This window comes from Streptococcus mitis (genome assembly GCF_009496155.1).
GTDB lineage: Bacteria > Bacillota > Bacilli > Lactobacillales > Streptococcaceae > Streptococcus > Streptococcus mitis_BQ.
Genome location: NZ_WIJP01000014.1, coordinates 57,651 through 67,959, shown reverse-complemented (window position 1 = coordinate 67,959; position 10,309 = coordinate 57,651). Strand labels below are relative to the sequence as shown.

Below are 10,309 nucleotides of genomic sequence, written 5' to 3'. Positions count from 1 at the left end.
CAAAGTTATAAAGCTACCATCAAAGTGTACGGCGCTAAAGATGGCAAGGCAGACTTGAGCAATCTCGTAGCGACTAAGGATTTGAATGTTAATTTGAATGGCTTGACTACCCCAGCTGAAGTGCAAAAAGGAGTAGCCGACAACACTAAAGACACAGTAGATGTTCCAGCTAGCTACCTTGATAAAGCCAACTTCCCAGGTCCATTCACAGCTGGTGTCAACCAAGTCATTCCATATGAATTCTTCGCTGGTGACGGTATGTTGACTCGTCTTATCTTGAAAGCCTCCGACAAGGCTCCATGGTCAGACAACGGTTCAGCTAAAAACCCCGCCCTTCCACCAGTAGAGAAGTTAGGCAAAGGTCTCTACTTCTACGAAGTGGATTTGGCAGGAACTCAAGGCAAGTCAGATAAAGAGCTTCTTGACCTCTTAAAACAAAACGGCACTCAAAGCTATAAAGCAACTATCAAAGTGTACGGTGCGAAGGACGGCAAGGCCGATTTGAGCAACCTTGTAGCGACTAAAGAATTGACAGTGAACTTGAATGGGTATAAGTCCCTCAATGAGATGAAATCCAAAATGCCAGCTGCTAGCCAAGATAAGATGATGCCTAACAAAGAGCAGGACAAAACCATGAATGCTAGCCAGCCTATGGTAACCCCAAGCAAAATGTCTGATGAAGGCAAGATGGCGTCTGCTAACAAGGTGTCAAGTCCAATGATGGCTGATCACATGAAAGACGAAAAAGACATGCTCCCATATACTGGCGAAGCCCAAACATCAATGGCTACTATTGGATTCTTTGGATTAGCTTTGGCAGGTCTGCTAGGTGGACTCGGATTGAAAGCTAAAAAAGAGGAAAATGACTAGTCTAGTTACAGACTTTCTATCTAGGATTTGAAAAATCCAGATATCGTTTAGAATGTTCGTAAAGAGATTAAAATAGTGTTATACTATTGTGGTATAGCACTGTTTTTTTCAAAGGAGAGACAGATGGGAAAGACAATTTTACTCGTTGACGACGAGGTAGAAATCACAGATATTCATCAACGCTATCTGGTTCAGGCAGGATATCAGGTTTTGGTGGCCCATGATGGAGTAGAGGCCTTGGAAATCTTCAAACGAAAAGCGATTGATTTGATTATTACAGATATCATGATGCCTCGGATGGATGGTTATGATTTGATTAGCGAAGTTCAGTATCAATCTCCGGATCAGCCTTTTCTCTTTATAACGGCTAAGACCAGTGAGCAGGACAAGATTTACGGCCTAAGCTTGGGGGCAGACGACTTCATTGCCAAGCCCTTTAGCCCCCGTGAGTTGGTTTTGCGTGTCCACAATATCTTGCGTCGCCTTCATCGTGGAGGTGAGACAGAAGTCGTCAGTCTCGGGGATTTACGGATGAATCACGGTAGTCATGAGGTCCAAGTCGGAGATGTGGCGCTTGATTTGACAGTTAAATCCTTCGAACTTTTATGGCTTTTAGTCAGCAATCCAGAGCGCGTTTTCTCTAAAACAGACCTCTATGAAAAGGTCTGGCAAGAAGACTATGTGGATGATACTAATACCTTGAATGTTCATATTCATGCTCTGCGACAGGAGTTGGCTAAACATGCTAGTGCAGAAACACCGACCATCAAAACCGTCTGGGGCTTGGGCTACAAAATTGAGAAAGCACGAGGTAGTCAATGAAATTAAAAAGTTATATTTTAGTAGGGTATATCATTTCAACACTCCTAACGATTATTGTGGTTTTTTGGGCTATCCAGCGAATGTTAATTGAAGAAAGAGAAATTTATTTCCTAGTGGGTATGACTTTCGTGGCTAGTTTTGTTGGTGCTGGGATTAGTCTCTTTCTTCTGTCGCCAGTCTTTACATCATTGGCTAAACTTAAGGAACATGCCAAGCGGGTAGCAGACAAGGACTTTCCATCAAATCTGGAGGTTCAAGGCCCTGTAGAATTTCAGCAATTAGGCCAAGCTTTCAATGAAATGTCCCATGATTTGCAGGCGACCTTTGATTCCTTGGAAGAAAGCGAGCGAGAAAAGGGCTTGATGATTGCCCAGCTGTCGCATGATATCAAGACCCCCATCACTTCAATCCAAGCGACGGTAGAAGGGATTTTGGATGGGGTTATCAAAGAAGGAGAACAGGACCATTATCTAGCAACCATTGGACGCCAGACGGAAAGACTCAATAAACTGGTTGAAGAGTTGAATTTTTTGACCCTAAACACGGCTAGAAATCAGGTGGAGACTGTCAGCAAAGATAGCATTTTTCTGGACCAGCTCTTGATTGAGTGCATGAGTGAATTTCAGTTCTTGATTGAGCAGGAGGAGCGAGATGTCCACTTGCAGGTAATCCCTGAGTCTGCCCGGATTGAGGGAGATTATGCCAAGCTTTCTCGTATCTTGGTGAATCTGGTCAATAACGCTTTTAAATACTCTGCTCCAGGGACCAAGTTGGAAGTGCTAGCTAAGCTGGAGAAGAGCCAGCTTTCAATCAGTGTGACGGATGAGGGACAGGGGATTGCCCCAGAGGACTTGGAGAATATTTTCAAACGCCTTTATCGTGTCGAAACTTCGCGTAATATGAAAACAGGTGGTCATGGCTTAGGACTTGCGATTGCGCGTGAATTGGCCCATCAATTGGGTGGGGAAATCACCGTTACTAGCCAGTACGGTCTCGGAAGCACCTTTACTCTCGTTCTTAACCTTTCTGGGGTAAATTCCCAAACTAAGTTCCACCGCTAGTAGAAGTGGAAGTTAGTCTGATAAAAATCGTAAAAACCAGTGGAAATCCGTTTCAGGGTAAGTTCCACTGGTTTTACTAATGCTTGATTTCATCGCTTTTGTAGCCGAAAGGCATCGAAAAAAAGAGCGCACAAAATCCCCTCATCTGAAAGCGTTTCAGATTAAGTTCCGCTATGGTGGAAGTTAGTGTGAGACGTTTGAATGGGGGTTTAGGTTAGTTTTTAGATTTTATGTTGGAGTAATGTAGAAGACTGGCAGACATCTTCTGCAGGTATTTTAGAAATACCGAGAAGCTTAGGAATCTCTTCTCCATAAGTAAAGGCAAAAAGTTCATAGGCTGACTTTCCATTCAAAGCAGCCCGTTTGACACTGTTGACATGCGAACAAACGAGATTGATGTCCTCTTGAGTTAAGTTGTCAAAAGAAGTTCCTTTAGGTAGAATGTCGCGAATTAGTGTGTGATTTTTCTCAATTCTGCCTTTCTGGTCAGAGCGATTAGGGTCACAAAAGAAGAGTTTACTCTCTCCTCGCACATCCATTTCGATGTCATCAACCCTGGCAAACTCTCCACCATTATCTGTCAGGATGACAGGAAAGAGTAGGAAGAAATCTTTGTCAGCTTGGTGAAGAGTGTTCTTGATATCATAGAGGTGTTTGGTAACCTCAAGGGCAGTTTTATTATCCAGAATCCTAGCGAAGATAAAGTTACAGAAAGAGAGATTGAAGGTGAGTAGGACTTTACCTCCTATCCTGCCCATAACAGTGTCCATTTCCATCCAGTAGTTCAGTTGGTTAAGAGCTAAATAATTTTGGAAATCCTCATAGGAACGTCCTTTTTTAGCTTCTTTAGGGATGGAAGGTAGCTTACTTTTCCGTCTTTCTTTGAATTTAACGGCTCTGGCTAAATCAATCGGAGCGATAGATAGGTATCCTTTTCGGATGTGTCGATAGACAGTTGAGGAGCTGACATCAAGGTTATGAGTTTTGAGGATATGATAGATGTGTTGTCCCTTTTTAACACCATCAGAAATGACTTTGTCCATGTCCCAGAAAGTCTGCGAGTTAAGGGGAGTCCCTTCACGAGCTTCAACAAGAGTTTGTTCGTACTGCTTTTGAGCTTGCTTAGCTAGGTAGAAAATTTTTTTAAATCCACAGTTTTGTCTTCTTTTAGGGCACCCATTACAGACAAAGGGAGCCTTATCGAGTAGAGGGCAAGGAAGGTTATCGCATGTAGACTCTCGGACTTGTCTGTTTCGTTTGACTTCTTTGGAAACAGTGGTTGGGTCTTTTAGAATGGATTGTCCGATAGCTTTGAAGGTTTCACCGCGCTCTAAACCTAGTTGGATATCATTACGGTCTGAAAGTGTAAGGTGTTTATGTTTTATCATAGTGGACCTCATTTCTAACTCAAACGTCTCATACTTAATTCCACCATAAAAATCCGTTTTAGACTAATTTCCACTTCGGCTAGCCAAGTGGAAGTTACTTTGAGAAGTTACCCCTTGTTCTTAACCTTTCTGGCAATGAAAATAAAGCTTAACCCCCCTTTACAAATCTAGCCATTCATGGTAGAATGGATTTTGTGTGAAATATCAGCAGGAAAGTATGAAGCTCGTCAACAGGTGTCTTATGACAAGTAACCTTGGCTGTTTAGGCGAAGGGCATCTGCACGAATCAGGGCTTTCTAAGTGACTATTTCCACCGAAATATTATTTATATCAGGAGGACATTCACATGTCACGTTATACAGGACCATCTTGGAAACAAGCTCGTCGCCTGGGCCTTTCACTTACAGGTACAGGTAAAGAATTGGCACGTCGTAACTACGTACCAGGACAACACGGACCAAACAACCGTTCTAAATTGTCAGAATACGGTTTGCAATTGGCTGAAAAACAAAAACTTCGTTTCACTTACGGTGTAGGTGAAAAACAATTCCGTAACTTGTTCGTACAAGCTACAAAAATCAAAGGCGGAATCCTAGGTTTCAACTTTATGCTTCTTTTGGAACGTCGTTTGGATAACGTTGTTTACCGTCTTGGTCTTGCGACTACTCGTCGTCAAGCTCGTCAATTCGTAAACCACGGTCACATCCTTGTTGACGGAAAACGTGTTGATATCCCATCATACCGCGTAACTCCAGGTCAAGTGATCTCAGTTCGTGAAAAATCATTGAAAGTTCCAGCAATCCTTGAAGCAGTAGAAGCTACTCTTGGACGTCCAGCATTCGTATCATTCGACGCTGAAAAATTGGAAGGTTCATTGACTCGCTTGCCAGAACGCGACGAAATCAACCCAGAAATCAACGAAGCACTTGTCGTTGAATTCTACAACAAAATGTTGTAATATTTTATTAAATCAGATAGGCTTTGAAACCTTGATATTAAGCACTTTGGGATGCTTTCCCTTAGTGCTTTTTTTATTTTTACTACCCTTTTAGTTACCCTTAACTGATTTTAGGTATAGTAAGAGGGTAGCCCCAAAATGGGACACCCTTATTATTTATAGATTGCTGATAGTCGATTCAAAGATTGAGACGGCTTTTTAGCCTCCTCTTTGGTAGCATGGACATAAGTGTTTAAAGTCATAGAGATATTAGAGTGGCCTAATCTGTATTGTAAGTCTTTAGCATCTATGCCAGCGTATAGCATGATTGTAGCGTGTGTGTGTCTAAAACTGTGGAATCCAATATTAGGTACACCAGCATGTTTGAAACGTGTATTTAAACGAGTTGATAGTGTTTTATTGTTTGGGTATTGGTGAAATAAGAGAAGTTTAAAAGTTTGTTATTTAAAATTTGATGTTTATAAAATGATTAGCAGATAAGAAAGGAAAAACTTGCCTTAATTGCCTGCAGAATGGCAAGGAGATAAGAGAGAAAAGGTCTCTTAATTGCTTATCTCATGGTATAAGAGTAGTCCTGAAGTAAGAGCGAACCAAGAGAAAATAAAAAAGCACCTAGAATAATCTAAGTACTTAGGAGTAGTGGACGGTGTGCCTGTCCCATCATCTCATACTATGAAGTTGCGTAGCGACACTATCATTTCTACCTCACTTCTCTTTAAACTAATTATACCATAAAGAAATACTAGCTTGACCACTAACGAAGTAGAAAAGAAACTAAAAAGCATTAATCTGGAGCTAGCTTTTTAAATTCTATCTACAAAGTTTGTCTGGAAATAACTTTTCTAAATTGTTAATAATAATATCGCCATCTAAAACAATATTATTATAAATGAATTTCTTTAATTCAGAGTAGTTATCAAGATACAAATATGATTGAGGAGCAGTAAAATTGGTTACTCCATTTCTTAATTCATTAAGTGTAATAGGCTGTATTTTTTGAATTGCTTTTATAGTTCCTGCATAATGGTATTTATCTATATAATTATTTATCCTTTTATCTGTTTTTTTATCAAACTTTCCAATTAAATCATCTAAATGATAGACATCATCAAAATAAATAATTCCACAAATAGCTTTAACAGGAGAACTGACATATATAAAAGCGCATTTACAATTTTTTGGAAAAACTCTCCTATATTCTAGAAGTTTTTCTCCAGATAAAATTCGTTCAAAAACTTGTGGCCAAAAACTCATTAATGGAATGTTGTTATTGGGAATTATCATATGGGTAAAGTTAATTGCTCACTTTCTTTGAATTGATTATTGAACTCTTTTATTAAATTACTTTGATAAAATTCTGGAAACTCTTCATCTGAAGTTTGTTTGTATCTGGAGTATTTGAAATTTGGATATTCAATTTCTTTTATACCGTTCATATCATTTAAAATGGTCTTACCAATAGCTTCTCCGAGCTTTATTGGAACAGCGTTTCCAATTTGTTTATAAATTTCCCCGAGTTTGCCTCTAAATCTCCAGTTGTCAGGAAAACCTTGTATTCTAGCATATTCTTCGATTGATAATGGTCTTAACTCTGTAGGATGGATTAAATCAGTTGCTGGCATGGTTGGAACAGTAACAAGAGTAGGGCTAGGCTCACTAAATGATAGGCGACGGAAAAAGCCAGTTTTTCCCCCTCCCATATAGTACTTTTTCCCCATAGCAATTTTTTGATCTTCTTCTGATAATGATTTCCAATTTCCGCCTTCAGGAATTTTTTTGTACCACTCTCTTCGATTTGGAGGAATTTCAGAATATCTCATTGGCTTATCTTGTATGTCAGAAATCACATCACCAAGTGTAACCCATTTTTTGAGACCATATTCACCATTTTCGGAATGAGTTGGAGTCAAATAAGGTACCTTCTTATCACCTAACTTAGCAATTATTACAAATCTTTCTCTTTTTTGTGGAGCACCAAAGTTGGCAGCGTTATATAATTCAAAAGAAACAGAGTATCCAAAAGATTCTAATTTTTCTTTAGCAAAATGCAGTACTCCTCCTTTAATAGCTAATCCTTTGGTATCTTCAAGAATAGCCTTGGTAGTCTGAAGGCCTCTAACGTTTTCAATTACAGCATAAGTTGGTTTTAATTCACCGATTATGTCTAAATATCGGATAAATACATCTCCTCTAGCATCTTCAAAACCTTTCCTATTTCCTGCTGTCGAAAACGCCTGACAGGGTGGCCCACCAAAAATTATATCTATAGGTGTGTTTTCGTTAATATTAGCATATTTGTATATTTTTTCCTTGGAACATTGCCAAATGTCACCAATTAAACCTATTTCGTTATTGTTTTCAACAATAGTAGCACGAGCTTCCTTGTTGATTTCACAAGCAAGAAGTGGCTTGATTCCAGCATTTCCCATACCAATGTCTAATCCCATACCACCACTAAAAAATGAAAGTGTTATAATTTTGGGTATTTTATTAGATTTTCTTACTCTATCTTTAGGATTTATTATAATATCACTATTCTTTAGAAAATCTTCTAGGTCAATTTCTGTAGTATAGAAACTATTTTCAATTTTTTCAGATTTTATTTTTTGTTCCCTAAGTAATTTTCTTGCATATTGCGGAGAGATATCCAGCCTTTCAGATATTGTATCAGCATCTATAAGATTTTTTTTGTCCAAACAGAACCTCCTCGAAACAATTTTTAGACCCAACTATTTTACCATAAAAAACTTAAAAGGTCCAGAGTTTTGCTATAATAGTCTAAAAAAGAGGTACGAAGCCAATGGTCGCAAGAAGCATAAGTTTAATGAATATGGTTGATGAGTATAATATCAGCGATGAAACGATTTTAAATATATTTTATGATGTCTTAAATAGCCAAAATATTTCCATTTATAATGATAAATTAGAACAACTATTTATATTTGCTATGGAAAGAAAAGAGTTGTTCACTAATATAAGAGTTACTGTAGATAAACCGAGTAATGACATTGCTTATGAATATATTGAAAAGTTAGTTTCTGCATATATTAAAGATAGACAAAATGATAAATTGTCAAATCCATTAAAGAATTATGGTGAGAAAGATGAAGCTTTGATTTCAAGAGTTCGGGCGTCAACCGGTGCAAGTGAAGATGTTGTTCAACTTTTTATTGATGGACATTATTTTTTTATGAGTGCTGAAAACATGAATGGTGCAATACTCGAACAATATTTAGCTGATGTATTGGAACCATGTGGTTGGTTGTGGTGTGCAGGATCTATATATAGAGCGATTGATTTTTGCTACTTTGGTCAGGATGAAATTGTTTTGTTACAAGTCAAAAATAAGTACAATACAGAAAATAGTTCGAGTTCAGCAATTCGGATTGGAACCAAAATAATAAAATGGAACCGTCTTAATAGACCTAGACAGGAAACTGGTTTAGATAGACCACTGCCAAACTGGGAATCGTTACAACAAATAGTAAATATACCTCATATAAACCACCTTCTAACAGAAGAGAGCTATTTAGAATATATTGAAAGATATTCAACTAATGAACTAGACACACTTCTCTAATAAACAGAACAATATATAAATTAGATTTTCTGTATAACCTTAAATATTGTTAATTTACCCATTATAGATAAAGATTTAACTAAAGAATCTTATTTACAATTATATTTTAAAAAATTCTACAAAAAGTTTAGAAATATTGGAGGATTAAAATTTATGTTTGGTATTGTTAGAGAAGTAAATTGTAATGAATTTGCACTTGTTGAAACTAGAAATAATAATATCGGTAATATTCGAGTTTACAATGTTCCAGAAATACTTGATATTGACCAAACTATAGAATTTGATTTAAGAACTAGCAGAAATAATAATTATTATGGTGTTTTTGTTAGAATTCCTGAACGTAATAATATTAATTTAAATACAGAGGATCGGGATTTATGGTATGCATTGGGAAATGAAAAAGAACGTGAGTTTATAAATGATATAGTTCCTGAATTAGGTTTAAATATTATTATAAATCCTGGAAAGCAAGAAGATCCAACAGTAATTGATCTATATGACCAACAAAATCAAATATATTGTGATCTAAAAGTTCAAAATACCCCTTTTTTTACTGCTGGTAGATATATGTATGAAAACCAGACACCTTACGATCCAACATATACTGTCACATTTAATAGAATGGATTACGAACGTTATGCTAGGTATTATCCTGATTGTTATATCTACTTTTGGGTAGACTGGACGACACTTAGATATCGTGATTATTTAGTTAATCCATTAACTGGAATTTGGCGAGCTTCTTTCCATGATATGGCGGAAGCAATTGAAAATGGCTTTGTAGTTCTTCATAATTATCAATTTAGACAAAATGATGATCACAATGCTAGAGATAGTTATTTGTTTAATCTTTTAGATACAGCTATTTTTGAAAGATTAATGTAAAGAATTTATTTTCACTTTTTCAAACAAGAAAAATAGATTTAGTTAATTCTATTATTTAGTATCACATTAATAATGCTAAATTATCTATTTTAAAACACCTCAGCCCTATCCAACCATGGATAGGGCTTTTCATTGTTAATAATGCGCTTCAAACAATCTACGCTAGCCTGGAGATGAAATAATTCGTGATTTCTAATTTTTTCTTCGGGAGAATTTTGAATAATTTCACAATGACGTTTAATATGCCAAATAGCATTTTTAATATTTTTTTCTTTTAAATTTTTCATGAATCTATAATAACAAATACAGTCTATAGAAAAATATAAAATCCTAAATGGTGAGAAATATCAGCTAAACGGTAAGTTAATTTAACTTTTAAAGAAAAAATCACCTATTCTGTAGATAGGTAATTGATTATAATAGTCTCAATCTTTGTTAGTTAATATAATTCATCCTTTGTTGGCTCAATGACTTCAATATAAAATCTCTCTACTTGTGAAGCTAGATAACCTTTTGAAGACTCATTTGCTTTCATAAACAATTCAACAAAAGAATTGAGGGACAAGAGATCACTTGAGTTGATATTAAACTTCTTTGATTTACAAAGATTCATGACTTCATTTCCAAATATACTTACCTCTTCAGTAGGTTGGTTGTCAAAAACATTCTTTTGAATCAATGTTTCAAGATTTTTGATAAAGTCATACAGATTTTCGTATTGTTCGTCTAAGTTATTCATAGCCAA

Annotated in this window: 11 protein-coding genes and 1 pseudogene; 6 read left to right on the top strand and 6 right to left on the bottom strand. The window is 36.6% G+C overall.

Features of this window, described 5'->3' with window-relative positions; translation table 11 throughout:
* The 3 genes from GEZ84_RS08800 to GEZ84_RS08790 form a co-directional block, all read left to right on the top strand.
* Positions 1-870: SSURE domain-containing protein (locus tag GEZ84_RS08800; RefSeq protein WP_153224254.1), on the top strand; the 870-nt coding region annotated here is incomplete at its 5' end.
* A 123-nt stretch (positions 871-993) separates the two neighbouring features.
* A complete protein-coding gene (locus GEZ84_RS08795; RefSeq protein WP_000520648.1) occupies positions 994-1,692 on the top strand; it encodes a response regulator transcription factor in 699 nt (232 codons plus the stop codon).
* Positions 1,689-2,753, top strand: a complete 1,065-nt coding sequence (locus GEZ84_RS08790; RefSeq protein WP_153224253.1) for a sensor histidine kinase — start codon at positions 1,689-1,691, stop codon at positions 2,751-2,753. The genes GEZ84_RS08795 and GEZ84_RS08790 overlap by 4 nt, the downstream gene beginning before the upstream one ends.
* A gap of 221 nt (positions 2,754-2,974) precedes the next feature.
* On the opposite strand, the gene GEZ84_RS08785 is transcribed toward GEZ84_RS08790, so the two are convergent.
* Complete coding sequence (locus GEZ84_RS08785) at positions 2,975-4,141, bottom strand: IS30 family transposase (protein ID WP_153224252.1); 1,167 nt, start codon at positions 4,139-4,141, stop codon at positions 2,975-2,977.
* A 346-nt stretch (positions 4,142-4,487) separates the two neighbouring features.
* Between GEZ84_RS08785 and rpsD the strand changes: the two genes are divergently transcribed.
* Complete coding sequence (rpsD, locus tag GEZ84_RS08780; RefSeq protein WP_000092756.1) at positions 4,488-5,099, top strand: 30S ribosomal protein S4; 612 nt, start codon at positions 4,488-4,490, stop codon at positions 5,097-5,099.
* A gap of 156 nt (positions 5,100-5,255) precedes the next feature.
* On the opposite strand, the pseudogene GEZ84_RS08775 reads toward rpsD, so the two are convergent.
* From GEZ84_RS08775 to dcm, 3 genes and pseudogenes are all read right to left on the bottom strand, one after another.
* A pseudogene (locus GEZ84_RS08775) lies at positions 5,256-5,482 on the bottom strand (tyrosine-type recombinase/integrase); the annotation flags it as partial.
* 427 nt (positions 5,483-5,909) lie between these two features.
* Positions 5,910-6,383, bottom strand: a complete 474-nt coding sequence (locus GEZ84_RS08770) for a hypothetical protein (RefSeq protein WP_153224251.1) — start codon at positions 6,381-6,383, stop codon at positions 5,910-5,912.
* The gene (gene dcm, locus GEZ84_RS08765) at positions 6,380-7,795 is read right to left on the bottom strand and encodes a DNA (cytosine-5-)-methyltransferase (protein WP_153224250.1); all 1,416 of its coding nucleotides are present in this window, start codon (positions 7,793-7,795) and stop codon (positions 6,380-6,382) included. The genes GEZ84_RS08770 and dcm overlap by 4 nt, the downstream gene beginning before the upstream one ends.
* 128 nt (positions 7,796-7,923) lie before the next feature.
* Between dcm and GEZ84_RS08760 the strand changes: the two genes are divergently transcribed.
* Together GEZ84_RS08760 and GEZ84_RS08755 are read left to right on the top strand one after the other, a co-directional pair.
* Positions 7,924-8,679 (top strand): SinI family restriction endonuclease, encoded by a 756-nt coding sequence (locus GEZ84_RS08760; protein ID WP_228113034.1) that lies wholly within the window; start codon positions 7,924-7,926, stop codon positions 8,677-8,679.
* A gap of 153 nt (positions 8,680-8,832) precedes the next feature.
* Complete coding sequence (locus GEZ84_RS08755) at positions 8,833-9,564, top strand: hypothetical protein (RefSeq protein ID WP_153224248.1); 732 nt, start codon at positions 8,833-8,835, stop codon at positions 9,562-9,564.
* A gap of 89 nt (positions 9,565-9,653) precedes the next feature.
* On the opposite strand, the gene GEZ84_RS08750 is transcribed toward GEZ84_RS08755, so the two are convergent.
* A complete protein-coding gene (locus GEZ84_RS08750) occupies positions 9,654-9,851 on the bottom strand; it encodes a hypothetical protein (protein WP_153224247.1) in 198 nt (65 codons plus the stop codon).
* A gap of 152 nt (positions 9,852-10,003) precedes the next feature.
* Complete coding sequence (locus GEZ84_RS08745; RefSeq protein ID WP_153224246.1) at positions 10,004-10,303, bottom strand: hypothetical protein; 300 nt, start codon at positions 10,301-10,303, stop codon at positions 10,004-10,006.
* Between the last annotated feature and the right edge of the window lie 6 nt (positions 10,304-10,309).

Coding starts and splice junctions, on each gene's coding strand:
- GEZ84_RS08795 (WP_000520648.1), top strand. CDS start 994: ATGGGAAAGACAATTTTACTCGTTGACGACGAGGTAGAAATCACAGAT.
- GEZ84_RS08790 (WP_153224253.1), top strand. CDS start 1,689: ATGAAATTAAAAAGTTATATTTTAGTAGGGTATATCATTTCAACACTC.
- GEZ84_RS08785 (WP_153224252.1), bottom strand. CDS start 4,141: ATGATAAAACATAAACACCTTACACTTTCAGACCGTAATGATATCCAA.
- rpsD (WP_000092756.1), top strand. CDS start 4,488: ATGTCACGTTATACAGGACCATCTTGGAAACAAGCTCGTCGCCTGGGC.
- GEZ84_RS08770 (WP_153224251.1), bottom strand. CDS start 6,383: ATGATAATTCCCAATAACAACATTCCATTAATGAGTTTTTGGCCACAA.
- GEZ84_RS08760 (WP_228113034.1), top strand. CDS start 7,924: ATGAATATGGTTGATGAGTATAATATCAGCGATGAAACGATTTTAAAT.
- GEZ84_RS08755 (WP_153224248.1), top strand. CDS start 8,833: ATGTTTGGTATTGTTAGAGAAGTAAATTGTAATGAATTTGCACTTGTT.
- GEZ84_RS08750 (WP_153224247.1), bottom strand. CDS start 9,851: ATGAAAAATTTAAAAGAAAAAAATATTAAAAATGCTATTTGGCATATT.
- GEZ84_RS08745 (WP_153224246.1), bottom strand. CDS start 10,303: ATGAATAACTTAGACGAACAATACGAAAATCTGTATGACTTTATCAAA.